Source organism: Actinoplanes sp. CA-015351, from assembly GCF_050955685.1.
In the GTDB taxonomy this organism is placed as follows: Bacteria; Actinomycetota; Actinomycetes; order Mycobacteriales; family Micromonosporaceae; genus Actinoplanes.
In genome coordinates this window covers 959,281-984,963 of the sequence record NZ_CP192102.1, presented here as the reverse complement: position 1 = coordinate 984,963, position 25,683 = coordinate 959,281, and the positions used below count along the sequence as shown (strand labels likewise).

Genomic DNA, 25,683 nt, shown 5'->3' with positions numbered 1-25,683 from the left:
GCCAACGCAAAGCGGGCACCCGCCCGGAACGGAAGGTCCACCCGTGACCGATGAGATCGTGACGAGCCTGGATGTCGTCGATGGCACGGCGACCGTGTCGCTGCAGGGCGAGATCGACATCCTGACCGTGGAGCAGCTTCGGGTCATCCTGGGCGAGGCGGTGGCGAGCCGTCCGCAGGAGATCGTGGTGGACATGGCCGGTGTCGCATTCATCGATTCGACCGGGCTGGGCGCGCTGATCTCCGGATTTCAGCGCGCCCGGGACAAGGCGATCGAGTTCCGGCTCACCCGGCCGAGCAACAACGTCCGGCAGATCCTGGTGCTGAGCGGCCTGCTGGAGGTCGTCCAGGTCACGCCTTGAGCGCGATGCCGAGCTCAGGTGACATCGTCTTGATTTTCTTTCCCGCGAAGAGCATCAAACTCAGGACCGAGGCTGCGATGGCAAGCGCGCCGGCGCCGTACCAAGCGGCCGTGTACGTGCCGAGCTGGTCGCGGACCAGGCCGGCGGCGGTCGCGGCGATCGCCGCGCCGAACTGGTGCGAGGCGAAGACCCAGCCGAAGACGATCGGACCGGCCGCGCCGAAGTACTCCCGGCACAGCGTGACGGTCGGCGGCACGGTGGCCACCCAGTCCAGGCCGTAAAAGAGGATGAACACCAGCATGCTCGGATGCGCGGTGGCGGCCAGGATGGACGGCAGCACCAGCAGCGACAGCCCGCGCAGGAAGTAATAACCGCCGAGCAGGATCCGGCTGTCCACCCGGTCGGTCAGCCAGCCGGAGGCGATGGTGCCGGCGATGTCGAAGAGTCCGACGAGCGCCAGCAGGCTCGCCGCCGTGGTCTGCGGCATCCCGTGGTCGTGCGCCGCCGGGATGAAATGCGTGCCGACCAGACCGTTGGTGGTCGCCCCACAGATCGCGAACCCACCGGCGAGCAGCCAGAACGCCCGGGTCTTCGCGGCATCACGCAGACCGCGCAGTGCGTTGCGGGCGGCACCGCCGGTGTTCCGGGCCGGCTTTGGGGCGGCGTCGCCGGTGGCTCCCAGGGCGGTCACCCCAAGGTCCGCCGGGTGGTCCCGCAACCGCCAGAAGATCAGGGGTACGACCAGAAGCGCGGCCACTGACACGGTGAGTGCCGCGGTCCGCCACCCGTTCGACTCGGAGACCCGGGAGAGCACCGGCAGGAAGATCAGGTTGCCGGTGGCGCCGCCCGCCGTGAGCACGCCGGTGACCAGGCCGCGGTGCTTCACGAACCAGCGGCCGGTGATGGTGGCGACGAACCCGAGGGCGAGCGACCCGGTGCCGAGGCCGACCAGGACGCCCCAGCAGAGGATGAGCTGCCAGCTCTGCGACATCCACAGGGTCAGGAAGGAACCCAGCGAGACCAGGAACAGCGCGGCCATCGCGACCCGGCGGATGCCGAACTTGTCCATCAGGGCCGCGGCGAACGGCGCGGTCAGGCCGTAGAGCAGCAGGTTCACCGACACGGCGGCCGAGATGGTGCCGAGCGACCAGCCGAACTCGTCGTGCAGCGGCTGCAACAGGACCGACGGGGTGGCGCGGAAGCCGGCGGCGCCGATCAGCGCGATGAAGGTCACCGCGGCCACGGCCCAGGCGGGATGGATTCGTCTCACGACACAGATCCTGCTTCTTCGCGGCGGAAGAGACGAGTGGCCCGGAGGCCATGATACGCAAGAATCAAGCCATGCATGTTGTTGGCGTTCTGGTGTGTGACGGTGTGGTCCCGTTCGACCTAGGCGTGATTCCTCAAGTTTTTGGTACGGCCCGGGACGAGGCGGGCAACCATTTGTACGAGGTCGTGGTCTGCGGCGCCGGACCGGTGCTGACCGAGGCAGGGTTCACCGTGACCCCCGCCTTCGGGCTGGACGAACTGGCCCGCGCCGACACGGTGATCGTCCCCGGGATCCATAGCGGCGGGCCGGTCACCGACGGGACGCTGCCTTCCGACGTGCGGGACACGCTCCTGGCCGCCGTCGCGCGCGGCGCCCGGATCGTGTCGATCTGCACGGCCGCCTCGGTGCTGGCTGCCGCCGGGCTGCTCGACGGGCGGCCGGCCGCGACCCACTGGGCCTGGGCAAAGCGGATTGGCGGGCTCTATCCGCAGGTCAACTGGGACTTCGACGTGCTCTTTGTTGATGACGGCGACGTGCTGACGTCGGCCGGGGTGGGTGCCGGGGTGGACCTGTGCCTGCACATCGTGCGTACCGATCACGGCGCCGATGTGGCGAACCGGGTGGCCCGCCGCTGCGTCGTGCCGCCGTGGCGGGACGGCGGGCAGGCGCAGTTCATCGAGCGCCCGGTGCCGGCCGCCGGCGGCGCCGGCACCGAGGCGACCCGCACCTGGGTGCTGGAGCGACTGGCGGAGCCGGTGAGCCTGGAGGAGATGGCGGGACACGCGAGGATGAGCGTGCGCACGTTCACCCGCCGGTTCCGCGACGAGACCGGGCTCAGCCCCCGGCAGTGGCTGCTGCGGCAGCGGGTGGAGCACGCACGGATCCTGCTCGAATCGACGGACCTGGGCGTCGACGCGGTCGCCCGGCGCGCCGGGCTGGGCAGCGCCACCGCACTCCGGCAGCATCTGCACGCCACGATCGGGGTGGCGCCTTCGGCGTACCGGAGGACATTCCGGCACACCGGCTAGGTTTCCGTCCTGCAGGCTTGGGCTCAGGTTTACGACTGATCGCCCGATGGGTCCGATACAGGACCTGCGCCGCGCCCGCTGAGGACTCCATGGATCAGACGTTCCGCCCGTTGCTCGATGCCCTCAAGCAGATCGGTGTCGACGCTCACGCGATCGACGCGGCATCTGACGAGGCGCAGCGCAGCGGGCGGTCGGTGCGTGCTGTCCTGATCAACGACCAGGTGGTCACCGAGGAGCAGCTGACCCAGGCGGCCGCCGCCGCGTTCGGCATCAACACCCTGGACCTGGTCGGTTTCACCCCCGATCCGACGGCGCTCAAGCGGATCCCGTTGCCCGTGGTGCTCCGGCACCGGGTGCTCGGCCTCGCCATCAACGACGGCGAGCTGGTCGTCGGCGTGACCGACCCGGCCGACGTGGTGGCCCTCGACGACGTACGCGCGGCGACCGGCATGACCATCCGCCCGGTCGTGGTGGCTCGCAGCGAGGTACGGCGGATCATCGAACGTCTCCAGCGCGAGGGTGCCGACCTCGCCGACCTGGCCGACGACGCCGAGGAATCCTCGGGCATGTCGGCCCAGGCGACAAGCGCCGACGACGCCCCGATCGTCCGGTACGTGAACAGCCTGATCGAGCAGGCCGTCATGAACCGCGCCTCCGACCTGCATCTGGAGCCGACCGAGGACGACATGCGGGTGCGGTACCGGATCGACGGCGTGCTGCACGAGCTGGACGTGGTGCCGCGCGGCGTGATGGCCGCCCTCACGTCCCGTATCAAGATCATGTCGGGCGTCGACATCACCGAGAAGCGGCTGCCGCAGAACGGCCGGATCAGCGCGCTCATCCGGGATCGGACGGTCGATCTGCGTACCGCGACTCTGCCCACGGTCTGGGGCGAGAAGATCGTGCTCCGTGTCCTGGACACCGGCGGCATCGACCTCGACCTGGCGAAACTCGGCTTCACCCAGCACAACCTGGACCGGTTCAGCGCGTCCTTCACCAAACCGCACGGCATGGTCCTGGTCACCGGCCCGACCGGTTCCGGCAAATCCACCACCCTGTACGCCACCCTCGGCAAGATCAGTCGGCCGGAGGTCAACGTGATCACGGTCGAGGACCCGGTCGAGTACCGGCTGCGCGGCGTCAACCAGGTCCAGGTCAACGCCAAGGCCGGGCTTACCTTCGCGGCGGTGCTGCCGGCGATTCTGCGTACCGACCCGGACGTGGTGCTGATCGGTGAGATCCGGGACCATGCCACCGCGCAGATCGCGGTCGAGGCCGCGCTCACCGGCCACCTCCTGCTCTCCACGCTGCACACCAACGACGCCCCCGGCGCGGTCACCCGGCTCACCGAGATGGGCATCGAGCCGTTCCTGGTCGGCTCGTCGCTGGACTGCGTGCTGGCACAGCGGCTCGCCCGGCGGATCTGCGACTGGTGCAAGGAGGCGTACGCGCCGACCGAGGAGGAGGTCGTCGGCGCCAACTGGCCGCTGGAGGACCTGGCGTTCCCGCAGGTGCTGTACCGGCCGGTGGGCTGCCGCAACTGCGCGAACACCGGTTACAAGGGCCGGATCGCGGTGCACGAGGTCATGCCGATCAGCGCGGAGATCGAGTCGCTGACCATCAAGCGGGCCTCGGCCGGCGAGATCCGCGAGGTGGCCCTCGAACAAGGCATGTACGAACTACGCGCCGACGGCCTGGCCAAGGCTGCCGGTGGGCTCACCTCGATTCGAGAGGTGTCCCGAATCGCCGTCTGACGCACGGCTACTAAATCCCGTCCCTTCGGTGCCGAATCAAATGTCGTCGGGACGATGAAATGACTGGAGCGGGAAATGGACACGATCGAGCAGGTTCGGCAGCCGGACACGGCCGCCACCTCGGACGATCTGGACGTGCTCGACCAGTTGCTCGTCACTCTGGTGGAATCTCGTGGCTCCGACCTGCACCTGACCGTCGGCTCACCGCCGATGATGCGGGTCGACGGCTCGCTGCGGCCGGTTCCCGGTTACGGCAAGCTCAACGCCTCGGACACCGAGCTTCTGGCCCGTGCGGCGGTCTCGCCGGAGCAGTGGGAGACCTTCCTGCGTGTGCAGGAGATGGACTTCGCGCACAGCATCGTGGGCGTCTCCCGCTACCGCGGCAACCTCTACCGGCAGCGAACCTCCTGCGGCGCGGTCTTCCGGGCCATCCCGCACAAGATCAAGCCACTGGACGAGCTGGGCATGCCGGAGTCGGTGTCCCGGTTCGCGCATCTGCCACGCGGCCTGGTGCTGGTCACCGGCCCGACCGGTTCCGGCAAGACCACGACCCTGGCCTCGCTTCTCGATCTGGCGAACCGCACCCGGGCCGACCACATCATCACGATCGAGGACCCGATCGAGTTCCTGCACCCGCACAAGCGCAGCGTGGTCAACCAGCGCGAGGTGGGCACCGACACCGACAACTTCGCCAGCGCGCTCAAGCACGCGCTGCGGCAGGACCCGGACATCATCCTGGTCGGCGAGCTGCGCGACCTGGAGACGACAGCGACCGCGCTGACCGCTGCGGAGACCGGTCACCTGGTGCTGGCGACGCTGCACACGCAGAGCGCCACCCAGACCATCGACCGGGTCATCGACATCTTCCCGCCGCACCAGCAACTCCAGATCCGCGCCCAGCTGGCAGCCAGCCTCCAGGGCGTGATCACCCAGGCGCTGGCGCCGAAGGCCGACGGAAAAGGACGCGTCGTGATCGCCGAGATCCTGACCGCGACCCCCGCCATCCGGAGCCTGATCCGCGAGGGCAAGTCGCACCAGATCCCGTCCTTCATGCAGGCCGGTGCCAGCGAGGGCATGCTCGCCTTCGACCAGCACCTGGCCGAGAAGGTCCGGGAAGGCTCGATCAGCCTGACGACCGCGCTGGAGATCAGCCACTCACCGGACGAGCTCAAGCGGCTCGTGGGACGGGCGTGATCAGATGCCGGCCACCAAGGTCTGGAACTACAACACGATCGACGCCCAGGGAAAGAAATCCAAGGGCACGATCGAGGCGCCCAACGAGGCCGCCGCGACACACATGCTGCGCCAGCGTGGCGAGGTTCCGCTCGGGCTGAGCGAAGCGGGCCAGGGCATGCAGCGCGAGGTCAAGATCCCTGGCTTCGGCAACCGGGTCAAGCTCAAGGACGTCGCGGTCTTCGCCCGGCAGTTCGCCACGATGACCGCGTCCGGCATGTCGCTGCTGCGTTCGCTGTCGATCCTCGAGGAGCAGACGTCCTCGCCGGCGCTGAAGAAGGCGATCGCCGAGGTTCGTACCGACGTGGCTGGGGGCTCGGGACTCTCCGTGTCGATGGCCAAGCACGATCGGGTCTTCCCACGCCTGATGATCGCGATGATCCGGGCCGGCGAGACCGGCGGCATGATCGACAAGGCTCTCGAACAGATCGCACAGAGCCTGGAGAAGGACACCGCGCTCCGCGGCAAGATCAAGGGAGCGCTGACCTATCCGGCGATCGTGCTGGGTTTCACCTTCGTACTGATCGCCGCGGTTCTGGTCTTCATCGTCCCGATCTTCGAGGCGATGTTCAAGAATCTCGGCGGCGAACTGCCCGGTATCACCCAGTTTCTCGTCGACGCGAGCCACAACATGGGCTGGATCGGCCCGCTCATCATCGGCGTCGGCGCCGGCACCAGTTTCGCGTACAAGCGCCAGATGCGGGCGAGCGCCGACTTCCGGCACAAGGTCGACGGCATCAAGCTGCGTATGCCGGTCTTCGGGTCGCTGCTGCGCAAGCTGGCGATGAGCCGGTTCTCCCGCAACCTGGGACTTCTGCTCAACGTCGGCGTCCCGGTCATGCAGGCACTGTCGGTGGTCGGCGAGACCACCGGCAACGAGGTCATCAACGTCGCCATGAAAGACGTCCAGGCCACCGTCCGTGACGGTCAGCCGATGTCCTCGGCCCTGCGCAACCACAAAATCTTCCCGGAGATGGTCACACAGATGATCGAAGTCGGTGAAGAAAGCGGCCAAATCAGTCAGATGCTGGACAAGGTTGCCGACTTCTACGACAGAGAGGTCGACGAGGCAGCCGAATCACTGACGGCGTCGATCGAACCCATCATGGTGCTCGTCATGGGCGCCGTGGTCGGCGGCATGGTCGTCTGCCTCTACCTGCCGATGTTCACGATCTACCAGAACATCCAGACGAGCTGATCCTCAGCATTCCCGGCTGCTCCCGACTGCCGGTCAGCACCACCTTCCCCGCCCGACCCTCATGCCCTGGAGGCACCCCGAATGCAGGACGTCATCGCCAAGCTTCGCGCCAAGAAGGCCGACGAAGGCTTCACCCTGATCGAGCTCCTCGTGGTCGTGGTCATCATCGGTGTCCTCGTCGCCATCGCGGTCCCGGTCTACCTGAACTACCGCCAGGGTGCGGCCGACAAGTCGGCACAGTCCGACGTGCGTGGGGCGATCAGCGCGGTGGAGCAGTACTACACGAACAACGGCAACACGTACCCGACCGCTCAGAAGGACCAGACCAACACGAGCAGCGCGACCGCGTCGCTCACGCTGACCAAGCAGACCGGCGGCACGGACGGCGTCGTCACGCTCTCCGACAAGACCCAGCTCTCGTACGTGCCGAACGGCACCAGCGCGTACCTGATCTGCGCCAACAACACCGGCGGCAGCGGCAAGTGGTACGTCTACGACAGCTCGACCGGCGGCTCCGTCAAGACCGCCAGCACCACGCTGACGCTGACCACCTGTAAGTGATGCCACCGGGTGGCGCCGCCGGCTTGCGGCGCCACCCGGGCAGCGCCCTGTTCCTTCTCCGGAGAGGAAGAGCCGATCATGCTGCTGACACCGCTGCTCATCGTCGCCGGTGTGCTCGGTCTCGCGATCGGCTCGTTCCTCAACGTGGTGATCTACCGGGTTCCCCGCGGCGAGTCGCTGGTACGGCCCGGCTCGCACTGCCCGCACTGCACCAGCGCGGTACGCCCCCGGCACAACGTCCCGGTGCTCGGCTGGCTGCTGCTTCGCGGCCGGTGCGCGGACTGCCACACCCCGATCAGCGCCAGATATCCGCTGGTCGAGGCCGGTACGGCCGCCCTGTTCGTGGCGGTCGCCGCCCGGTTCGGCTGGTCCTGGGAACTACCCGCCTACCTCTACCTCGCGGCCGTCGCGATCGCCCTGGCGCTCATCGACCTGGACGTCATGCGGCTGCCTGACAAGATCGTCCTCCCTTCGTACGCGGTGGCCGTCGCCCTTCTGGTGCCGGTCTCGCTGGCCGCCGGTGATCTGAGCGCGGTCATCCGGGGCCTCGTCGCGGCCGTCGCGCTCTACGTCTTCTACCTGGTCATCTCCTTCTGGGGGATGGGCGGCGGCGACGTGAAGCTCGCACCGCTGCTCGGCTTCTACCTCGGCTGGCTCGGCTGGAGCGCGGTCGCGATCGGCGCCTTCGCCGGCTTCCTGCTCGGCGGGCTGGCCGGCGCGGTCCTGCTCTCGCTCAAGCTCGCCAGTCGCAAGAGCAAGATCCCGTTCGGCCCGTACATGCTGGCCGGCGCGTTCCTCGCGGTCTTCGCGGCGACGCCACTCGGTGACTGGTACAGCAACCTGCTGCTCGCACCCACCCTCTGATCGCTGATAGGAAGGAAGGCCGATGGCCGGAGCAACACCGATCGGGCTCGACATCGGCTCGTCCTCCATCCGGGCGGTCGAGGTACGCCGCTCCAAAGACGACTACACCCTGATCAATTTCGGACAGTTCCCGCTTCCTCCCGGCACCGTCATCGGCGGCGTCATCCAGGACCCGATCGCCGTCACGGCGGCGCTCAAGCAGCTCTGGGCCGCCTGCCGGTTCGGCACCAAGAAGGTCGCCATCGGCGTCACCAACCCGCAGCTGGTGGTCCGCGAGATGTCGATCGCCAACCTGCCGGCCAACCAGATGAAGCAGGCCCTGCCGTTCCAGGTCAAGGAGGCTTTGCCGCTCGCGGTCGAGCGTTCACTGCTGGACTTCCTTCCGCTGGAGGAGCCTGGCGACAATCCGACCGTGCGCGGCCTGCTGATCGCCATGCCGAAGGACTCCGTGGTGACCATGGTGCAGTCCGTCGAGAAGGCCGGCCTCCAGGTCACCGGCGTCGACCTGGCCTCGTTCGCGTTGCTGCGGTCCGCATCCCGGCTGGACGCACAGGTCGAGGCGATCGTCGACATCGGCGCCAACATCACCAGCGTCGTGGTGCATGCGGACGGGGAGCCGATCTTCGTGCGCACCCTCCCTCGCGGAGGCACCGAGGTGACCGAGAGCATCGCGACCCGGCTGGGTGTCGACACGGCCGAGGCCGAGGCGATCAAGTGCCGCAACGGCCTGCACGGCGACGGCAATCCGGACACCGTCGCGGCGCTCACCGACGCGGTCCGGCCGCTCGCCAGCGAGCTGCGCAGCTCCTTCACCTATCTCGCTTCCGGCGAGCGGCAGAAACAGGTCACCCGGGTGTCGCTCTGCGGCGGCAGCGCGCTGATGCCCGGCCTCGCCGAACACCTCCAGGAGCAGCTCGGCGTCGCGGTGATGTACGCGGACTCGACGGCCCGCCTGCGTGACACCCGCAAGGCCCGCGAACGCGGATTCGACAGTTTCGTGCCGTCGGCGGCCGTGTCGATCGGCCTCACCCTGGGAGCGTCGCGATGACTACGGTCCTGATGCCTGTCGACCCCTCGGTCTCCCCCGCACAGGCGGCCCGGGTGCTGAGCGTCCGCGCCGACCTGCTGCCCCCGGAGATCCGGGACGGCCGGCGCGCCCGGCGTACCCGCGGGTTCGTGCTGGTCTCGCTGACGCTCGTGCTCGCCATGCTCGGCGGCTGGTACTGGCTCGCCATCCAGGACCTGGACGCCGCGCGTACCGAGAACAACGACGCCTTCGCCCAGCTCACCGACGTGCAGCGGGCCCAGCAGAAGGACCCCGAGGTGCAGGGCCTCATCAAGGTCGACAACGGCACCGCCCTGCTCACCAAGGAGCTGAAGGCGGCGCTCGCGAACGACCTCTCCTGGGCGAACATGCTCGACCTCATCCGGGACCGGGCCGACGACGTGGACGTGACGGTCGCCGAGATCACCGCCTCGCTCGACAGTGCGAACAGCGGCACCGTCAGCACAGCCGGCGAGGTCGGAACCCTGACCGTCACCGGCACCGCGAAGAACAAGAAGGTCGTCGCGGCGTACGTGGACGCGCTCAGCGACCTGGAAGACGCCTCGAACCCGTTCGTCAGCAGCATCGCCGGCGGCGACGGCAAGGTCGCCTTCAGCATCACCGTGACCATCACCGAGGACGCGCTCTGCGGCCGCCTCGTGGACTCCGACCACGTCTGCCCGAGCGGAGGAAAGTGATGACCGCACGTCGCATCGACAGCATCTGGCTCATCGGCGGGCTCTCACTGATGGCCGTCCTGATCATCGCCAGCTGGTTCATGCTGATCAAACCGAAGTACGCTGAGGCGGACGGCGAACGCGAGCAGGCCGGCACCATCGCGGCCCAGGTGAGCACGCTGAAGAGCAAGTACTCGCAGCAGCAGAAACGCGCCGAGAATCTCGACCAGTACATGACCGAGCTGGCGACGTACCAGGCCGCCCTGCCGCAGAGCAGCAACAACAACAGCATCCCGGCGTTCCTGCGCGAGCTGCAGACGCTCGGCACCAAGCTGGACGTCGACGTCAGCGGCTACAGCGCGGCCGAGCCGGAGACCTCCGACGACGCCGGCGCGGTCACCGAGCTGCCGATCACGCTCAACGCCGAGGGCAAGACCACGAACCTCAGCAAGTTCCTCAAGCAGCTGCAGAACACGCAGCCACGCGCGGTGCTGATCGACAGTGCCTCGCTGACGATCGACAGCCCCAGCGAGGCATCCGTGACGCTGGGCCTGAGCGCCTTCATCACCGCGTCCGAGACGGTCGACCTGGACGAACTCAAGAAGGACCTGGAGGAAGCCTCCTGACCCGCGGCCGGATTGCCCCGCCGCCCGGCGGGGCATTGATCGGTGTATGGCTGTGCTGAATCGCTTGATCACGGTGGACGGCGTCGTTTACCGCTGGCGTGTCCGCAAACGCCCATCCCACCCGTCGCTGCTCCCCTTGGCGCTCGCCTTCGCGGTGGAGCGAGCCGACCGCCGGGGCGCAATCCTGCTGGCCACAGTCGGCGGCACCCCAGGCGACTGGATCGGCACAGCCACCGTCCCAGCGCTGGTGGCCACGATGGTCCGCCAGGCCCAGGACCAAGGCTGGCACCCCGACGAACCAGGCCCAGCGTTCCCCTTGCGCGTACAGAAGCTTTAGCGCGTACCAAAAGGAAAGGGATTAAGCCGGCGCCGATGCGCTCAGGATGACCATCGCAACGCGGGGTTTCCGGGGGCTCGGCCCCCGGAGCAGAAATGACGAGAGCGGCCCATGTTCGCGCTTTCCGCGAACATAGACCGCCCATCCCGCTCGAGTGGAGCTGAGGGGACTCGAACCCCTGACCCCCACACTGCCAGTGTGGTGCGCTACCAGCTGCGCCACAGCCCCTTGCGGTGTCCCCGGCGTTTCCCCCGGGCACGCTGGAAATACTACACAACCTTCGGGCGAGGCTTCAGCCACCCCCTCAGTTGAGGGCTGGGTCCGGTGGGAAATGGGCGACCGCTGCGAGGATGTCGCCCTGGCGTTTCAGGACCATGGCCCAGAGGTCGTCGGGGCGTTCGACGAAGGGGTCCCCGGGGAGCGCGTCGAAGACGAACCAGGAGCCGGCGGCGATCTCCTCCTCCAGCTGGCCCGCGGACCAGCCGGAGTAGCCTGCGAAGACGCGGATGCCGGCGACGTTCTCGCGCATCCGGTCCGGGTCGGCGGAGAGGTCGAGAGTGCCGAGGGATCCGCTGACCGTGTGGAACCCGGTCACGCGCTTCTTCACCTCGGGACGGGTACGCGCCAGGCAGATGGCCGACTCGGGCTGGACCGGGCCGCCCTCGAAGAGCACGGCCGGGTCACCGGCCAGCTCTCCCCAATTGCCGAGAACCTCGGCGACCGGCACCTCGGTCGCCCGGTTGAGGACGACGCCGAGAGCGCCGCCGGTCTCGTGGGCGACCAGCAGCACGACCGTACGGTCGAAGTTCGGGTCTTTGAGGGTGGGCGTGGCGACGAGCAACTGACCGGTCATCGACTCCACAGACCGGCCTCCAACTCGCTGCCCTTCACCGAACACGTGCATCCCGCCGTCCGCTCGACGTTGCCATGACTCGCACATTAGCCTGCGTTTCCGGCCACGGATAAGGTCTGGACATGAACCCGCCACCTACGGCAGCAGAGATCGGTGTCATCGGCGGATCGGGGCTGTACGCGCTCCTCGACAACGCCACGGAGTTCGAGGTCAGCACGCCGTACGGCGCGCCCTCCGACAAGGTCACGATCGCCGAGGTGGGTGGACGCCGGGTGGCATTCCTGCCGCGGCACGGGCGTGACCACCGGTTTCCGCCGCACAAGATTCCGTACCGTGCCAACCTGTGGGCGCTGCGCTCGCTCGGCGTACGCCAGATCGTCGCCCCGTGCGCGGTCGGCGGCCTGCGGCCGGAGCTGGGCCCGGGCACGTTCGTGGTTCCTGACCAGCTGATCGACCGGACCAGCGGCCGCGAGCAGACGTTCTTCGACCAGGGCGCCGTGCACGTCTCGTTCGCCGACCCGTACTGCCCGGCCGGCCGCGCCGCGGTGCTGGATTCCGCCGAGCGGGTGAACGCCGTCGACGGCGGCACCATGGTCGTCGTGGAAGGACCGCGCTTCTCCACCCGCGCCGAGTCCCGCTGGTTCACCGCGATCGGCGGCACGATCGTGAACATGACCGGTCACCCGGAAGCGGTCCTGGCCCGGGAGCTGGAGCTCTGCTACACGGCGATCGCGCTGGTGACCGATCTGGACGCGGGCGTCGAGGGCGGCGAGGCCGTCACCCACGAGGAGGTCTTCCGGGTCTTCGGGGAGAACACCGCGCGACTGCGTGAGGTGCTGCTGGACGCGGTGGTCAAGCTGCCTGCCAAGCGTTCCTGCCCCTGCAAGGACGCCCTGGCGGGCATCAAACTGCCTTTCCAACTGCCCTGATCGGTACGCCCGGAGCGCCAGCCGGGTGGACTAACCTCGATTTCCGGAGGTGACCCCATGTCCGAGCCTGCGGCCCACATCAGCATTCATGACGCTGAGGGCAACCTGTCACGCATCATCGACCGGGTCGAACACGGCGAGGAAATCATCATCAGCCGCGCGGGCTCCCCCGTGGCCAAGGTGATTCCGCTCAAGCCGCGGGTCAACAGGACAGGGCGAGGCTCCCTTACTGGTCTACATCAGTGTCGCCACGATCTGGGAGGTGACGATCAAGCAGTCCCTGGGCAAGCTGGGACCGCCCGATCTCCCCGAGCTCTTGGCCGCCTGAACGCGATCCGCCAAAACGGCGCTACCGCCGGATCCGCGAGTCACCCACCCAGGCGCACAAGCCCCCACCCAGCGCACCAAGCCCCCACCCAGCGCAACCAACCGCACCGTGGGGTTTCAGGGGGCTCGGCCCCCTGAGCAGAATACCGAAACGGCCCCCTGCTCGCGCTTTCCGCGAGCAGGGGGCCGCCAGGCAGTGGAGGTGCCGGGAATCGAACCCGGGTCCTTCGTTGCTTTGTCAGGGCTTCTCCGAGCGCAGCTCACTATGTCTCTACTCGGCCCTGCCAATCACGTGAGCGAGTTGGCATGACGGGCCCAGCCGTGTTTGATCTCGCCGCCCGGTCCTCACGACTAGAACCGTTTGGCCAGCCTTCTAGCTTATGCCGACAAACCGGGTCGAAGGCGACCCCGGGTCGACAGACTCGCTACTTACCTCAGGCGGCAAGGGCGAAGTCAGCGCGGGAGTTATCCTTGGCGCTTATAAGTTTCCGACGACCGATTCTCGAGACGACGTCGGCTTCCTCGGCTCGCTTCCCCTGTCTCCACGTACGAAGTCGAAACCAGTCACCCCCTGGCATGTGTTCCACAACCCGGCAATCTTAGCTCACCCGGCAGGTTCCGCCACCGACGGAGCAGCTTGGTGATCTTATGTTGCGGTCGCCGTCCTTGCCGCCCTGGAATCCGGCGGTGATCGACGCGCCTGCGTTGAGGGTCCCGCTCAGGGTGACCTGCTCGCCGCCGCCGCTGGCCCGGGTGTTCCAGGCGCCGTAAATCTTCACGTCGGAACCGGACGGGTAATTGATCGTCACGGAGTAATCGCGGGTGACGGACGCCTCGTTCTCGATCCGCACCGAGGCGATGAAGCCGCCCCGCCAGGTGGCGGTGGTGGAGTACGTGACGGCAAGGTCGTTGACCGGCGCCGGCGCGGTCTTGGTCGGCTTCGGAGCGGCCGGGGCGGTCGTCTTCTCCGGCGTCGGCGCAGCCGTGGTGGGCGCCGGAGCACCGGGCACGGAGGTGACGGGCGAGGCCGCCGGAGACGACGGCGAGACCGACGCGCCGGCCGACCGGCTGACCGAGGCAGTCGGCGATGCTGAGGCAGAGGCCAGCGATGCCGACGCCGACGGTGAGCCACCGGCAGCCGTCGCTGTGGTCAGCGGCTCATCAAGCGGAATGTGGTTCTCCACCGCTTGGAGGTCACCGGCGGACGGGTGAACGAGCAACGGATCACCGGCGGCCGACGCGGAGCCACTGCCACCGGAGCGGACCACGATCAAGCCGACCAGGGCGACCAGCACGGCAGCGGCCAACCCGAGGATGAGTCGTGCCGGAGTGAACCGGCGTTCGGCATGTTTCGACAACGACCGAGTCTCCTCGCGACAGGACAGAGCCAGCGAACGACAGGACAGAGCCAGCGGATAACGGGACAGAGCCAGCGAACGACAGGCAGAGCCAGCGATAGATCAACAGAACCAGGCTGGGCAGGATACCCCGTCAGTCCATGCCTTTGGCACGGCGGCCCATCGCGCGGTTGATCTCCCGCTGGGCGTCCCGGGCGGCCAGGTCGTTCCGCTTGTCGTAGCTCTTCTTGCCCTTCGCGACGCCGATCTCGACCTTGGCGTAGCCGTTCTGGAAATAGACCGAGAGCGGCACCAGCGTGACGCCGTCGTCGCGCAGCTTGCTGAGCACCTTGTGGATCTCTTCGCGGTTCAGCAGCAGCTTGCGGACCCGGCGCGGCTCATGGTTGGTCCAGGTGCCCTGCGTGTACTCCGGGATGTGCAGCCCGTGCAGGAAGATCTCGCCCCGGTTCTCGTGGCCGAACGCGTCGACCAGCGAGGCACGCCCGAGCCGCAGCGATTTCACCTCGGTGCCGGTCAGCACCATCCCGGCCTCGTACGTCTCGAGGATGGTGTAGTCGTGGTACGCCTTGCGGTTGGAGGCAACCGGCTTACGCCCTTGTTCGCGCGGCACGTCGGCCCTCCCTATTGACGATGGTGGAACCGATCAATCCTACCCGGCCTGCCCGGCAAACCCTCAGCAGAGGCATCCGGGCAGATAGTGCAGCGGATTGCGCGGCACCCCGCCGAAACGGGTCTCGAAGTGCAGGTGCGCGCCGGTGGACGCCCCGGTGCTGCCGACCCGGCCGATCACCTGGCCACGGCGCACGTAGGACCCGCGATGGACGTACATCCGGGACTGGTGGCCGTAACAGGTGGTGAATCCGTATCCACCGAGCTGCCCGTGATTGATGCACGTGTAGTTGCCGTACCCACCGGCCCAGCCCGCCTGGATGACCCGTCCGGTGGCGGCGGCCCGGATCGCGGTGCCCGATCCGGCCGCGAAGTCGGTGCCCGCGTGCAGCTGCCAGACCCGGTAGTAGGGGTCGTACCGATTCCCGAAGTCGCTGCTCTTCCAGCCCTGCACCGGCATGGTGAGCCGGCCACCGCCATAACCCTTCACACCGCCGGTCCGGCTGTCGTAACCGCGCAGCGCGGCCTGGACCTTGCGCTCGGTCGCGAGCGCGGCACGGTAGTTCGCAAGCACGGTGACCCGTTGCGCCTGCGCGGCACGAAGCGCGGTCTGCCGGGCGAGAACCAGGTGGTACATCGCCTGCCGGGCCTCGACAGCGGCCGTCTGCGCCGCTTGCGCGGCACGCAGCTTGTTGAGGGCGACGCGCTCGAATTCCTCCGCGGCGCGCTTCGCGGCGCCGGCTCGGTCATGCGCGGCGCGGGCGTCCCTGCGAGCACCCACGAGGGTACGCACTTCGGCCTGCTCGTGGTCCATCAGCTGCTCGACGAAGCCCATCCGGTCCAGCATGTCCTGTGGCCCGGAAGCGGTGACGAGCACGTTGACCCGGGAGAACGTGCTGCCCATGTAGCTGGTGGCGGCGATCCGGTCGACCCGGGAGCGCGCCTCGCTGACCCGGTCCGCCGCGTTGGTGTAGTAGTCGGCGACCTCGCGGTACTCGGCGCGGGCCCGGTTGGCCTGCCGCCGGGCGGTGTTGGCCTCGACCTTCGTGGCGACGACGACCCCGCGGGTGGTGGCGACCTTGCGCTGCGCGGCGGGCATCGAGGCGGTGGCGGCGGCCAGGCGGCGGGCTGCGGCGCGGGCGGTGACGCTCGCACTCTCCAGTAGCGCCTCGGCCTTGCGGACCGCCCTGGCGGCGTCGTCACCCCGATCAGCAGCGGCCGGCTCCTCGAAGGATGCCAGCAGACACAGACAAACGGTGAGCAGAGCAGCAGAACGGCGATACCTCACGGGGAGTCACCGTACCCCCACCAATCGCCCGAAATGCCGTAAATCGCCCGACGGCCGCGACCCCGTCAGGGATCGCGGCCGTCGGATGCAGGTCCGGGAACTATTTAGACCTTGAGGTAGAACCGCAGGGTGACCCATGCGGTGACAGCGCTGACCAGCGAGCCGACACCGGCGAGCAGCGGCAGCATGAGCCACACGTTGCCGTTCGGGATGGGCGTCAGGATCGTGGTCAAGGCCTGCAGCTTGTTGTCGAGCAGCACGACCTTGCCGATGAACAAGGCGACGAAGCCCAGCACCGAGCCGATCAACCCGGCGACCACCGCCTCGAGGACGAATGGTGCCTGGATGAACCAGTTCGACGCGCCCACCAGTTTCATCACCGCGACTTCTCGGCGTTTGCTGTAGGCGGCCACCTGGATGGTGTTGCCAACCAGCAGCAACGCGGCGAATGCCATCACCGCCGCCACGACCAGCGACATCACCTGGATCGAGTTGAAGATCTTGAAGACCTTGTCGAGCAGGGTCCTCTGGTCGATGATCTGCCGGATCCCGGGCAGACCCTCGATCTCCTTGGCGAAGTCCGCGTACTGCTCGGGATCACTCAGCTTCACCCGGTACGACTCGGGGAGGCTGCTCGCGCTGATCGAGTTGACGAAGTCAGGAGAGTCCTCCCAGAGCACCTTGAAGCGCTCGAAGGCCTGCTCCTTGTTCTCGTACGTCTTCTCCTTGACCAGCGGGTTGCTGTCGATCGCCTGATCGATCGCCGCCCGTTGTGCCTCGTCGACGTCGTCGTTCAGGAAGATCGAGACCTCGATCTCGCCGTAGTAGAAGGTCTTCATCCTGTCGACCTGCATGTACATGAGCACGCTCGCGCCCAGCATGGTCAACGAGACCGACATGGTGATGATCATGGCGACCGTCATCGTGACGTTTCGCCACAGGCCCACCAAGACCTCGTTGAGGACGTACTTCACGCGCATCGGGGGGATCCTCCAAGGACTCCGCGTGTTGCTGTGTCAGCTGCCGGTACGAGCACGGAGCCGGGCCTATCCGTAGACACCGCGGGCCTGGTCACGGACGATCCGTCCGCTTTCGATCTCGATGACCCGCCGGCGCATCTGGTTGACGATGTTGGAGTCGTGCGTGACCATCACGACGGTCGTGCCAGTCCGGTTGATCCGATCGAGAAGACGCATGATCTCGATGGAGGTATCCGGGTCGAGGTTACCGGTGGGCTCGTCGGCGAGCAGGATCAGCGGCCGGTTCACGAACGCCCGTGCCACCGCGACTCGCTGCTGCTCTCCACCGGAGAGCTCGTGCGGGTAACGGTGCTCCTTGCCGCCGAGGCCGACCAGTTCCAGCACCTCGGGAACGACGCGCCGGGCGACGGCTTTCGTCTTGCCGATCACCTCAAGGGCGAACGCCACGTTCTCGTACGCGGTGCGGTTGGGCAGCAGGCGGAAGTCCTGGAAGACACAACCGATCGAACGCCGGAAGTGGGGGATCTTCCACGAGCGCAGGGAGGTCACGTCCTTGGCGTTCACCACCACTTTGCCGCTGGTCGGAGCGACCTCTTTCAGCAGCAACTTGATGATCGTCGACTTACCGGAACCGGAGGGGCCGATGAAGAAGACGAACTCACCCTTCTCGATCCCGACGCTGACATTGTCCAACGACGGCCGAGACGCCTTCGGATACGTCTTCGTCACGTTCTCGAGCTGAATCACGGGACTGGAGTCTACGCGGTGTAACGAATTCGCCAAGTCCGCCGGGGGCCGGAATATTTGCCACCTGCGGTAACGGCTGAATCGGGCACTCCTCGCCTGACCCAGCGTTCAGGCGAGGTAGCGCTCTGTCACTGAAATTGGCTAGGCGCTCATCTGGTTCTGTTTGCGCCACCGGACGCCCGCCTCGATGAAGCCGTCCAAGTCGCCGTCGAAGACGTTCGTTGGGTTACCGACCTCGAACTCGGTGCGCAGGTCCTTCACCATCTGGTACGGGTGCAGGACGTACGAACGCATCTGATCGCCCCACGATCCGGTGGTGTCCTGCCTCAGATCGGCCATCTTGGCCGCCTCTTCCTGGCGCTTGCGCTCCAGAAGACGGGCCTGCAGCACCCGCATGGCGGCCGCTTTGTTCTGCAGCTGCGACTTCTCGTTCTGGCAGGACGCCACGATGCCGGTCGGGATGTGGGTCAGCCGGACCGCCGAGTCGGTGGTGTTGACGCTCTGCCCACCCGGGCCGGACGACCGGTACACGTCGACCCGGATCTCGTTTTCCGGAATGTCGATGTGGTCGGTCTGCTCCACAACGGGCATCACCTCGATGCCGGCGAAGCTGGTCTGCCGGCGGCCCTGGTTGTCGAACGGGCTGATCCGGACCAGGCGGTGGGTGCCGGACTCGACGCTCAGGGTTCCGTAGGCGTACGGCACCTTGACCGCGAAGGTGGCGGACTTGAGGCCGGCCTCTTCCGCGTACGACGTGTCGTAGACCTCGGTCGGGTAGCCCTTCCGCTCGGCCCAGCGCAGGTACATCCGCATCAGCATCTCGGCGAAGTCGGCGGCGTCCACACCACCCGCACCGGCCCGGATCGCGACCAGGGCCTCCCGGGAGTCGTACTCACCGGAGAGCAGGGTGCGGACCTCCATCTCCTCGATGGCCTTGCTCAGCGTGACAAGCTCGTCGCCGACCTCGGTGATCGAGCCGGCGTCACCTGCTTCTTCGGCCATTTCGAGGAGGAGCCCGGCATCGTCGAGACGGGAGCGCAGGCGCTCCAGCTTGGAGATCTCTCCCGAGACGTACGCGAGGCGGCTGTTGACCTCCTGCGCGCGAGCCTGGTCGTCCCAGAGGTCCGGGGCTGAGGCCTGCTCCTCGAGGTCGGCCTTGTCGCGGCGCAGCTTGTCCACGTCCAGGACGGTCTCGATGTTGCGGAGGGTGGCGTCGAGGACTTTGAGTTGCTCAGGAAAGTCGGCAGCGGTCACGACACCCAAGACTACGCCGCCCGGCCAGTCAACTGGCCGGGCAGGTCGTATATCAGCTCGTCGGCACGGCCTTGAGCCATGTGAGAGCGGCCTTGTGATAGGCGACGGCGAACTCCAGCGCGGCCGCGCCGTACGGATCACCGTTCTTCTTCGCCTCCTTGGCCTGTTCCTTGGCCATCGCCATGGCCTCGGAGTGGTACTGGTTGGCAGTGCTGTAAAGCACTTCCAGCTGCTCCCCGCTGTGCTGCTGGCCAAAAGCCACTCGCAGCGCGATCGGATTGCGCAGAGCGTCCCGGCCGGGCGACTCCGCGAGCCAGCGGCTGAACGCGCGCTTGCCGGAAGCGGTGATGGCATAGGGCTGACTGGACCTGGGACCCGGCTTGCCGAGGCGGACGTACCCCATTTCGGCCAGTACGGGCAATTCGCGGTAGACCTGGCTCCGCGTCATCGACCAGTAGGGCCCGAGGCGACGTTCGGCAGCCGCCATCAGCTGGCCACCGGTCATCGGCCCCTCGTGAAGGAGTCCGAGGAGGGCAGCCGCCGTCGGATTGATTTGGAAGTCGGGCATGCCTTCTAAGCTGCCACTTTGTAGCTCTGGCGTCCAGGATTTCGCACGATCCGTCCAGTTTGCGCCTCCACAAACGACTGTCCCGCACAGACAGTCCGACAACGAGGGTGCAGACCCGGCGTTTCGCCCTTGAAACCGTGCCTGACCAGGTAGGATGGAACACCTATTCGGTCAGACGACGCATCCGAGGCAGGAAACCTCCCAAACCGGGCAAAGGTCGCGTGCAAAAAACGACACTTGGCTCATGTGTGGATAGTTCCTCGGGACCGGCCGGTCGGGTGGCCGCAGGTTCGCCCGCTACCCTGACCTCCATGACCGACCGTGACAAAGCTCCGGAGAGTTCCGAGGGATCCCGGCTCACCGTGGTGCTGCTCGCGGCCGCCGCCCTCGCATGGACGGCCGCGATGCTCTGGTCCGCCCGGGTGACGATCACCGGCCGGGCGAACGCCGAGATGGAGGTGACCTCCACCGCGTACGCGTTGCCCGGAGCCGTCTCCGCCGACCTGGTGGCCGGAGCCTCCGTGGCCCTGCTCGTCCTGACCCTGCTCGGGTCGCGGCGGGCGCTCGGCGCCACCGTCCGCTTCGCAGTCGCGACCGGCGCCGGCCTGCTTGTCGGCGTGCTCAGCGCGGTCACCATGATCACGATCAACACGGCCGGGTCGCTGTATGCGATCGTCGGCGGCACCGTGGCGGCAGCCGCCACGATCGGCGGCGCGATCGCCGGGTTCCGGATCCCGCGGGTCATCACGGCCGCCGCGTTCGCCTCGGTCGGCGTGTTCCTGCTCGGCTTCGTGCTCAACCTCTTCCAGGCGCCGGTGCTGGACCTGCTCGGTGCCGACGACACCGCGTCGTCAGCCAACGCGGCACAGTGGTTCTCGTACGGGCAGGCGGCGCTCAGCGGTCTGGCGGCCGGCCTGATCGCGTACTTCCTGCTGCGCAAGGCTCAGGTGAAGTGGCCGTTCTACACCCTCGCGGGCGCCGGCCCCGGCCTTGTCGTGGTGATCGGCGAGATCCTCTCCCGGACCGCCGGCGCCGAGGTGCTCGAGCTGGCCGGCAGGGTCAGCCCGCTGGACCAGCTGGCCCAGCAGATCCTCAGCACCGCGCGGCTCAACAGCGGCCTGATCGTCCTCTTCGTCGGCGCGATGACCGCGATGCTCGCGGTCGGACGTACTCTCTCCCCCGCTTCCGACGAAGCGGAGGGGGACGGGGAAGAGGAGAAGGAAGAGGGTCAGGTCAGCTCGTCGAGCTCGGAGACGGCGTACCACTCCAACTCGTGATCCTCGGCGCTGTCGACGGTGAACTGCGCGTCCGGGTCACCGGCCAGCGCCTCCTCGACCACACCGGCCGCGGCCTCGACCGCCTCGGCGGCGTCGGCGCTGTCCACATGGATGCTCGCGACCTCCTTCAGCGTGATCGGCTGCGGCAGCCGGACCGTGCTGGAGCCGAGTTCGGTGTCCTCGCGTACCAAAGCGGTCGCGGGCACGTCGGCCGAGACCACGACGCGCCGGTGCGGCGCTGAGGAGTCCTGCCGCAGCAGCCGCAGGGCGTCCTGGGCGGCGCGGGTGAAGGCCACGTACTCCAGCTCCTCCTCGTCGCCCTCCGCGTACCACTCCCGCAGGGCGGGGGTCACCGCGTGGGCGGCCGTTGTCGCCTCGCCGAGTCGCCCGGCTGCTTTCAGGGCTGCGAGCATCGGCACGGTGGCCGGCACGTAAACCCGGACCAGGTCGGTGATCGGCACGTCTTCCTCCTGCGCTTCGCGAGTCCGGCCCTCATTCCACCAGGCGTCTGTTCATCGTGACGATCCGGGATCCAACTCGGCCGCAAACGGTGGCAAACTCAGGCTATGGAACCTCGATTCCTGTTGCTGGGCGACGTCGCCACCGAGCTGAACGTCTCGGACTCGCAGGTCTACCACATGGTCCGCAGCGGCGAGCTGCCCGCGATCAAGATCGGTGGCCGCGGCCAGTGGCGGGTGGAACGCGCCAAGCTGGAGGAATACATCCAGCAGAAGTACGCCGAGACGGCCACCTGGGTCCGGGACAACCCGTTGACCGAGCGTGAGCCGGACTAAGGCGTTTTGCCCCTTCGCTCGCATCGTTCCTCGCGCATTGCCCCGTCGATCCTCCATGAGTGACAGTCGAAGGCAAACGTAGGCAAACACAAGGAACGGAGACCTTCATGCGGTCGACGATCCACCTGCGCCCCGCGCCGCGGTACGAGCCACCGTTCGACGACGAGCTCGCCCCACAGGTCTGGAGCCCGCCACGGCAGCAGCTGGCGCTGGACTGGACCGTCCCGGTCCCGGTCCCGCCACCGGTGCCGGCCGCCGTTCCGCAGTCACCACCGCCACCTGGCGCCTCCGGTGACGCCCGGCTGGCCGTCCGACGTTTCGTGCACCTCTGCGTGGAGGTCCTCAACGGATTCCGCCCGGCCGGTCACCTGCGCCGGCTCAGCCTCCCGGCCACCGCTGCCGAGGTGGTCGACTCCGGCCTGGCCGGGGCGCAGTGGGTCGGCCGGCTCCGCAAAGCCAGAGGCAGCAGCGTCAAAGGGCAACGGCGCCCGGATCCGGTGGTCGTGCTGCGAGTGCAGCTCTGTGAGCCACGGGCCGGCGCCATCGAGGCCGCGATCGTGCTGGTGACCGGCGACCGGACCTGGGCCTTGGCACTGCGGATGGAGCTTCATGATCAGAGCTGGGTGGCGACGACCCTGTGCCTGATCTGAGCCCCCGGGGCGTCCGGCGAGCAGCACGGGCGGCGGGCGTCCCGGGCGCCGCGCCCGGTTCGCGGATCCGTCAGCGTCCAGCCGGAGCCATCCCAGTGTTCGACTGCCCTCGGGTGGATAGCGAAACGGCCCGCAGCATCGCTGCGGGCCGTTTCGAACGAAACTGTCAGGCGGTGCCGGGCGCGCCGTGGCAGCGCTTGTACTTCTTGCCCGAGCCGCAGTAACACGGCGCATTACGCGACGGGCCGTTCGACTCCTGGCCGGCCACCCGGTTCGCCGCGGTCCGGGCACCGGTGTGCGCCGGGTTCGCCGGGACCGGCGTGCCGCCGGGGCCGATGTTGACCTGGCCCTGCGGCTGCTGCTGGATCACCGGGCGACCGGTGCCGGCCTCGCCGTCGATCGCCGGAGCCGTGTACTGGAGGTTCTGCTGGCGACCGGGTCCGCCGAGGCCCTTGGCGCGCACCTCGACCCGCTCCGGCTCGTCGCCGCCCTCGGGCTCGTCGCCGCCGACCTTGGGCAGCTCGAACGCCTGGGACGGGTCGACCGTGATGGTGGGCTGTTCCTCGACCTGAGCTTCGAGGTTGAAGACGAAGCCGACGGCTTCCTCCTTGATGCCCTCCATCATCTGGTTGAACATGTCGAAGCCCTCGCGCTGGTACTCGACCACCGGGTCGCGCTGCGCGTAGGCCCGCAGGCTGATGCCCTCCTGGAGATAGTCCATCTCGTAGAGGTGCTCACGCCACTTGCGGTCGATGACCGCGAGCAGCACCTGACGCTCCAGCTCGCGCAGACCCTCTTCGCCCAGCTCTTCCTCACGAGCCCGGTACGCCGCCTGGGCGTCCTGCTTCAGCTGCTCGGCGAGGAACTCCTGGTCGACCGTGTTCCGCTCGCCGCCGGACTCCTCGACGATGTCCTCGATGGTGATGGTCATCGGGTAGAGCCGCTTCAAGTCGGTGAAGAGCTGGTCGAGGTCCCAGTCCTCGGCGAAACCGTCGGCGGTGGCCGCCGAGACGATGTCCGCGATCACGTCGTCGATCATATGCGTGACCTGGTCGTGCATGTCCTCGCCGTCGAGCACCCGGCGGCGCTCGGCGTAAACGACCTGGCGCTGCTTGTTGAGCACCTCGTCGTACTTGAGGACGTTTTTCCGGATCTCGGCGTTCTGACCCTCGATCTGGGTCTGCGCGCCGCGGATCTGGCGGGTCACCATCTTGGACTCGATCGGCACGTCGTCCGGGATGTTGAAGCGCTCCATCACCGCTTCGACCGCACCGGCCCGGAACCGCTTCATCAGGTCGTCCTGCAGCGACAGGTAGAACCGGGACTCACCCGGGTCGCCCTGACGGCCGGAACGACCACGCAGCTGGTTGTCGATGCGGCGGGAGTCGTGCCGCTCGGTGCCGAGCACGTAGAGCCCGCCCGCGGCCTGAACCTCGGACTGCTCCGTCTCGCACGCCTGCTTGACGGTCGGGAGCACCTCTTCGAGCGCTTTCGCGTACTCCTCGGGGTTCTCCACCGGGTCGAGCCCGCGCTGGGTGAGCTCCTGGGCGGCGAGGAAGTCCGGGTTGCCACCGAGCAGGATGTCGGTGCCACGGCCGGCCATGTTGGTGGCGACGGTGACGCCGCCCTTGCGGCCGGCCTGCGCGATGATCGTGGCTTCCTGCGCGTGGAACTTCGCGTTCAGCACGCTGTGCGGGATGCCCCGGCGGCGCAGCAGCGTCGACAGGATCTCGGAGTTCTCCACCGAGACCGTGCCGACAAGCACCGGCTGGCCGGTGACGTGGCGCTCGGCGATGTCCTCGATGACCGCTTCGAACTTCGCCTTCTCGGTCTTGTAGATCACGTCCGGGTGGTCGATGCGGACCATCGGACGGTGCGTCGGGATGCTCACGACGCCGACCTTGTAGACGCTGTTGAACTCGCCGGCCTCGGTCTGAGCCGTACCGGTCATGCCGCCGAGCTTCTCGTACAGGCGGAAGTAGTTCTGCAGGGTGATGGTCGCCAGGGTCTGGTTCTCCTGCTTGACCTCCACCCCCTCTTTCGCCTCGATGGCCTGGTGCATGCCCTCGTTGTACCGCCGGCCGTGCAGGATGCGGCCGGTGAACTCGTCGACGATCAGGACCTCGTCCTCAGGGCTGACGATGTAGTCCTTGTCGCGCTTGTAGAGCTCCTTGGCCTTGATGGCGTTGTTCAGGTAACCGACCAGAGGGGTGTTCACCGACTCGTACAGATTGTCGATGCCGAGGCGGTCCTCGACCTTCGCGACACCACGCTCGGTGATCGCGACGGTGCGCTTGGCCACGTCGACCTCGTAGTCGCCCTCGCCGTCCTTGCCGGCCTTGAGCCGGTTGACGATCTGGGAGAACTCGCCGTACCACCGGGCGGAGTGCTCGGCCGGGCCGGAGATGATCAGCGGGGTACGCGCCTCGTCGATGAGGATCGAGTCCACCTCGTCGACGATCGCGAAGTTGTGCCCGCGCTGCACCAGCTCAGCTTTCGACCACGCCATGTTGTCGCGCAGGTAGTCGAAGCCGAACTCGTTGTTCGTCCCGTACGTGATGTCGCACTGGTACGCCGCGCGGTGCTCGACGGACGGCCGGTTCGGCAGGATCACGCCGACGGTCAGGCCGAGGAAGACGTGCACCCGGCCGACCCACTCGGCGTCACGCTGAGCGAGGTAGTCGTTCACCGTGATGATGTGCACGCCCTTGCCGCTCAACGCGTTGAGGTAGGCGGGGAACACACCGGTCAGGGTCTTGCCCTCACCGGTCTTCATCTCCGGGATGTTGCCGAAGTGCAGCGCGGCGCCACCCATCAGCTGGACGTCGTACGCCCGCTGGCCGAGCACCCGCTTGGCACCCTCACGAGCGACCGCGAAGGCCTCGGGGAGCAGCGAGTCCAGTGACTCGCCCTCCTCATAACGCTCCTTGAACTGCTGGGTGCACTCGCGCAGCTCGTCGTCGGTGAGGTCGACATAGTCGTCCTCGATCGAGTTGACCGCGTCCGCGATCGCTTTGAGCCGTCGCACCATGCGGCCTTCGCCGGCGCGAAGAATCTTTTCCAATATCGACACGGGTCAGCGCTCCCCTAGACAG

The 25,683-nt window shown here is 67.6% G+C and carries 26 protein-coding genes, 1 tRNA gene, 1 other RNA gene and 1 pseudogene; 16 read left to right on the top strand and 13 right to left on the bottom strand.

Features of this window, described 5'->3' with window-relative positions; genetic code table 11:
- Positions 1 to 43: 43 nt before the first annotated feature.
- Positions 44 to 361 carry an STAS domain-containing protein gene (locus ACQP2E_RS04495; protein WP_433828607.1) on the top strand — a complete coding sequence of 106 codons (318 nt, stop codon included), beginning with the start codon at positions 44 to 46 and terminating at the stop codon, positions 359 to 361.
- Here the strand turns inward: ACQP2E_RS04495 and ACQP2E_RS04490 are convergent.
- Positions 351 to 1,631, bottom strand: coding sequence for an MFS transporter (locus tag ACQP2E_RS04490; RefSeq protein ID WP_433828606.1), 1,281 nt, complete (start codon positions 1,629 to 1,631; stop codon positions 351 to 353). The genes ACQP2E_RS04495 and ACQP2E_RS04490 overlap by 11 nt on opposite strands.
- A 71-nt stretch (positions 1,632 to 1,702) precedes the next feature.
- Between ACQP2E_RS04490 and ACQP2E_RS04485 the strand changes: the two genes are divergently transcribed.
- From ACQP2E_RS04485 to ACQP2E_RS04440, 10 genes are all read left to right on the top strand, one after another.
- Complete coding sequence (locus tag ACQP2E_RS04485; RefSeq protein ID WP_433828605.1) at positions 1,703 to 2,659, top strand: GlxA family transcriptional regulator; 957 nt, start codon at positions 1,703 to 1,705, stop codon at positions 2,657 to 2,659.
- Between the two features lie 89 nt (positions 2,660 to 2,748).
- Entirely contained in the window at positions 2,749 to 4,413 is a 1,665-nt protein-coding gene (locus tag ACQP2E_RS04480; RefSeq protein WP_433828604.1) for a GspE/PulE family protein, read from the top strand.
- 75 nt (positions 4,414 to 4,488) lie between these two features.
- On the top strand, positions 4,489 to 5,607 hold the full coding sequence (locus ACQP2E_RS04475) for a type IV pilus twitching motility protein PilT (RefSeq protein WP_433828603.1): 1,119 nt from the start codon (positions 4,489 to 4,491) through the stop codon (positions 5,605 to 5,607).
- 4 nt (positions 5,608 to 5,611) lie between these two features.
- Entirely contained in the window at positions 5,612 to 6,844 is a 1,233-nt protein-coding gene (locus ACQP2E_RS04470; protein ID WP_433828602.1) for a type II secretion system F family protein, read from the top strand.
- Between the two features lie 81 nt (positions 6,845 to 6,925).
- Positions 6,926 to 7,405: a prepilin-type N-terminal cleavage/methylation domain-containing protein gene (locus ACQP2E_RS04465; protein ID WP_433828601.1), complete on the top strand. Its 480-nt coding sequence runs from the start codon at positions 6,926 to 6,928 to the stop codon at positions 7,403 to 7,405.
- Positions 7,406 to 7,483: 78 nt separating this feature from the next.
- Positions 7,484 to 8,269, top strand: a complete 786-nt coding sequence (locus tag ACQP2E_RS04460; protein ID WP_433828600.1) for a prepilin peptidase — start codon at positions 7,484 to 7,486, stop codon at positions 8,267 to 8,269.
- Positions 8,270 to 8,291: 22 nt separating this feature from the next.
- Positions 8,292 to 9,317: a type IV pilus assembly protein PilM gene (pilM, locus tag ACQP2E_RS04455; RefSeq protein WP_433828599.1), complete on the top strand. Its 1,026-nt coding sequence runs from the start codon at positions 8,292 to 8,294 to the stop codon at positions 9,315 to 9,317.
- Positions 9,314 to 10,012 carry a hypothetical protein gene (locus ACQP2E_RS04450; protein ID WP_433828598.1) on the top strand — a complete coding sequence of 233 codons (699 nt, stop codon included), beginning with the start codon at positions 9,314 to 9,316 and terminating at the stop codon, positions 10,010 to 10,012. The genes pilM and ACQP2E_RS04450 overlap by 4 nt, the downstream gene beginning before the upstream one ends.
- A complete protein-coding gene (gene pilO / locus ACQP2E_RS04445) occupies positions 10,012 to 10,617 on the top strand; it encodes a type 4a pilus biogenesis protein PilO (RefSeq protein ID WP_433828597.1) in 606 nt (201 codons plus the stop codon). Before ACQP2E_RS04450 ends, pilO begins: the two co-directional genes overlap by 1 nt.
- Before the next feature lie 46 nt (positions 10,618 to 10,663).
- Positions 10,664 to 10,954, top strand: a complete 291-nt coding sequence (locus ACQP2E_RS04440) for a hypothetical protein (RefSeq protein ID WP_433828596.1) — start codon at positions 10,664 to 10,666, stop codon at positions 10,952 to 10,954.
- A gap of 155 nt (positions 10,955 to 11,109) precedes the next feature.
- Here ACQP2E_RS04440 and ACQP2E_RS04435 read toward each other — a convergent pair.
- Positions 11,110 to 11,182: transfer RNA gene (locus ACQP2E_RS04435), tRNA-Ala, on the bottom strand.
- A gap of 76 nt (positions 11,183 to 11,258) precedes the next feature.
- Entirely contained in the window at positions 11,259 to 11,858 is a 600-nt protein-coding gene (locus ACQP2E_RS04430) for a YqgE/AlgH family protein (protein ID WP_433828595.1), read from the bottom strand.
- A 71-nt stretch (positions 11,859 to 11,929) separates the two neighbouring features.
- On the opposite strand from ACQP2E_RS04430, the gene ACQP2E_RS04425 reads away from it, so the two are divergent.
- Positions 11,930 to 12,736, top strand: coding sequence for an S-methyl-5'-thioadenosine phosphorylase (locus ACQP2E_RS04425; RefSeq protein WP_433828594.1), 807 nt, complete (start codon positions 11,930 to 11,932; stop codon positions 12,734 to 12,736).
- 57 nt (positions 12,737 to 12,793) lie between these two features.
- A pseudogene (locus ACQP2E_RS04420) lies at positions 12,794 to 13,003 on the top strand (type II toxin-antitoxin system Phd/YefM family antitoxin); the annotation flags it as partial.
- Between the two features lie 254 nt (positions 13,004 to 13,257).
- Here ACQP2E_RS04420 and ssrA read toward each other — a convergent pair.
- The 8 genes from ssrA to ACQP2E_RS04380 form a co-directional block, all read right to left on the bottom strand.
- Positions 13,258 to 13,635, bottom strand: a transfer-messenger RNA (tmRNA) gene (ssrA, locus tag ACQP2E_RS04415).
- A 27-nt stretch (positions 13,636 to 13,662) separates the two neighbouring features.
- On the bottom strand, positions 13,663 to 14,421 hold the full coding sequence (locus ACQP2E_RS04410; RefSeq protein ID WP_433828593.1) for a cellulose binding domain-containing protein: 759 nt from the start codon (positions 14,419 to 14,421) through the stop codon (positions 13,663 to 13,665).
- A gap of 133 nt (positions 14,422 to 14,554) precedes the next feature.
- Positions 14,555 to 15,031, bottom strand: a complete 477-nt coding sequence (smpB, locus tag ACQP2E_RS04405; RefSeq protein ID WP_433828592.1) for an SsrA-binding protein SmpB — start codon at positions 15,029 to 15,031, stop codon at positions 14,555 to 14,557.
- Positions 15,032 to 15,094: 63 nt separating this feature from the next.
- Positions 15,095 to 16,318 carry a M23 family metallopeptidase gene (locus tag ACQP2E_RS04400; protein ID WP_433828591.1) on the bottom strand — a complete coding sequence of 408 codons (1,224 nt, stop codon included), beginning with the start codon at positions 16,316 to 16,318 and terminating at the stop codon, positions 15,095 to 15,097.
- A 104-nt stretch (positions 16,319 to 16,422) separates the two neighbouring features.
- On the bottom strand, positions 16,423 to 17,298 hold the full coding sequence (ftsX, locus tag ACQP2E_RS04395; RefSeq protein ID WP_433828590.1) for a permease-like cell division protein FtsX: 876 nt from the start codon (positions 17,296 to 17,298) through the stop codon (positions 16,423 to 16,425).
- Positions 17,299 to 17,364: 66 nt separating this feature from the next.
- Positions 17,365 to 18,045: a cell division ATP-binding protein FtsE gene (gene ftsE / locus ACQP2E_RS04390; RefSeq protein ID WP_111648294.1), complete on the bottom strand. Its 681-nt coding sequence runs from the start codon at positions 18,043 to 18,045 to the stop codon at positions 17,365 to 17,367.
- Between the two features lie 141 nt (positions 18,046 to 18,186).
- Positions 18,187 to 19,299: a peptide chain release factor 2 gene (gene prfB / locus ACQP2E_RS04385; RefSeq protein ID WP_433828589.1), complete on the bottom strand. Its 1,113-nt coding sequence runs from the start codon at positions 19,297 to 19,299 to the stop codon at positions 18,187 to 18,189.
- A gap of 52 nt (positions 19,300 to 19,351) precedes the next feature.
- Entirely contained in the window at positions 19,352 to 19,867 is a 516-nt protein-coding gene (locus ACQP2E_RS04380) for a PadR family transcriptional regulator (RefSeq protein WP_111648295.1), read from the bottom strand.
- A gap of 311 nt (positions 19,868 to 20,178) precedes the next feature.
- Here ACQP2E_RS04380 and ACQP2E_RS04375 point away from each other — a divergent pair, with 311 nt between their 5' ends.
- Positions 20,179 to 21,144, top strand: coding sequence for a hypothetical protein (locus ACQP2E_RS04375; protein ID WP_433828588.1), 966 nt, complete (start codon positions 20,179 to 20,181; stop codon positions 21,142 to 21,144).
- Here ACQP2E_RS04375 and ACQP2E_RS04370 read toward each other — a convergent pair.
- Positions 21,096 to 21,599, bottom strand: a complete 504-nt coding sequence (locus ACQP2E_RS04370; protein WP_433833764.1) for a DUF6912 family protein — start codon at positions 21,597 to 21,599, stop codon at positions 21,096 to 21,098. The genes ACQP2E_RS04375 and ACQP2E_RS04370 overlap by 49 nt on opposite strands.
- Before the next feature lie 111 nt (positions 21,600 to 21,710).
- Here ACQP2E_RS04370 and ACQP2E_RS04365 point away from each other — a divergent pair, with 111 nt between their 5' ends.
- The gene (locus ACQP2E_RS04365; RefSeq protein WP_433828587.1) at positions 21,711 to 21,938 is read left to right on the top strand and encodes a helix-turn-helix transcriptional regulator; all 228 of its coding nucleotides are present in this window, start codon (positions 21,711 to 21,713) and stop codon (positions 21,936 to 21,938) included.
- Between the two features lie 107 nt (positions 21,939 to 22,045).
- Positions 22,046 to 22,588, top strand: coding sequence for an Rv3235 family protein (locus ACQP2E_RS04360; protein ID WP_433828586.1), 543 nt, complete (start codon positions 22,046 to 22,048; stop codon positions 22,586 to 22,588).
- Between the two features lie 166 nt (positions 22,589 to 22,754).
- Here the strand turns inward: ACQP2E_RS04360 and secA are convergent, their stop codons facing one another.
- Complete coding sequence (gene secA / locus ACQP2E_RS04355) at positions 22,755 to 25,661, bottom strand: preprotein translocase subunit SecA (RefSeq protein WP_433828585.1); 2,907 nt, start codon at positions 25,659 to 25,661, stop codon at positions 22,755 to 22,757.
- Positions 25,662 to 25,683: the final 22 nt, after the last annotated feature.

Bases quoted from the DNA above. Each gene is read 5' to 3' on its own strand.
- ACQP2E_RS04485 (WP_433828605.1), top strand. From the start codon at position 1,703: ATGCATGTTGTTGGCGTTCTGGTGTGTGACGGTGTGGTCCCGTTCGAC.
- ACQP2E_RS04480 (WP_433828604.1), top strand. From the start codon at position 2,749: ATGGATCAGACGTTCCGCCCGTTGCTCGATGCCCTCAAGCAGATCGGT.
- ACQP2E_RS04475 (WP_433828603.1), top strand. From the start codon at position 4,489: ATGGACACGATCGAGCAGGTTCGGCAGCCGGACACGGCCGCCACCTCG.
- ACQP2E_RS04470 (WP_433828602.1), top strand. From the start codon at position 5,612: ATGCCGGCCACCAAGGTCTGGAACTACAACACGATCGACGCCCAGGGA.
- ACQP2E_RS04465 (WP_433828601.1), top strand. From the start codon at position 6,926: ATGCAGGACGTCATCGCCAAGCTTCGCGCCAAGAAGGCCGACGAAGGC.
- ACQP2E_RS04460 (WP_433828600.1), top strand. From the start codon at position 7,484: ATGCTGCTGACACCGCTGCTCATCGTCGCCGGTGTGCTCGGTCTCGCG.
- pilM (WP_433828599.1), top strand. From the start codon at position 8,292: ATGGCCGGAGCAACACCGATCGGGCTCGACATCGGCTCGTCCTCCATC.
- ACQP2E_RS04450 (WP_433828598.1), top strand. From the start codon at position 9,314: ATGACTACGGTCCTGATGCCTGTCGACCCCTCGGTCTCCCCCGCACAG.
- pilO (WP_433828597.1), top strand. From the start codon at position 10,012: ATGACCGCACGTCGCATCGACAGCATCTGGCTCATCGGCGGGCTCTCA.
- ACQP2E_RS04440 (WP_433828596.1), top strand. From the start codon at position 10,664: ATGGCTGTGCTGAATCGCTTGATCACGGTGGACGGCGTCGTTTACCGC.
- ACQP2E_RS04430 (WP_433828595.1), bottom strand. From the start codon at position 11,858: ATGCACGTGTTCGGTGAAGGGCAGCGAGTTGGAGGCCGGTCTGTGGAG.
- ACQP2E_RS04425 (WP_433828594.1), top strand. From the start codon at position 11,930: ATGAACCCGCCACCTACGGCAGCAGAGATCGGTGTCATCGGCGGATCG.
- ftsX (WP_433828590.1), bottom strand. From the start codon at position 17,298: ATGCGCGTGAAGTACGTCCTCAACGAGGTCTTGGTGGGCCTGTGGCGA.
- ACQP2E_RS04380 (WP_111648295.1), bottom strand. From the start codon at position 19,867: ATGCCCGACTTCCAAATCAATCCGACGGCGGCTGCCCTCCTCGGACTC.
- ACQP2E_RS04375 (WP_433828588.1), top strand. From the start codon at position 20,179: ATGACCGACCGTGACAAAGCTCCGGAGAGTTCCGAGGGATCCCGGCTC.
- ACQP2E_RS04365 (WP_433828587.1), top strand. From the start codon at position 21,711: ATGGAACCTCGATTCCTGTTGCTGGGCGACGTCGCCACCGAGCTGAAC.
- ACQP2E_RS04360 (WP_433828586.1), top strand. From the start codon at position 22,046: ATGCGGTCGACGATCCACCTGCGCCCCGCGCCGCGGTACGAGCCACCG.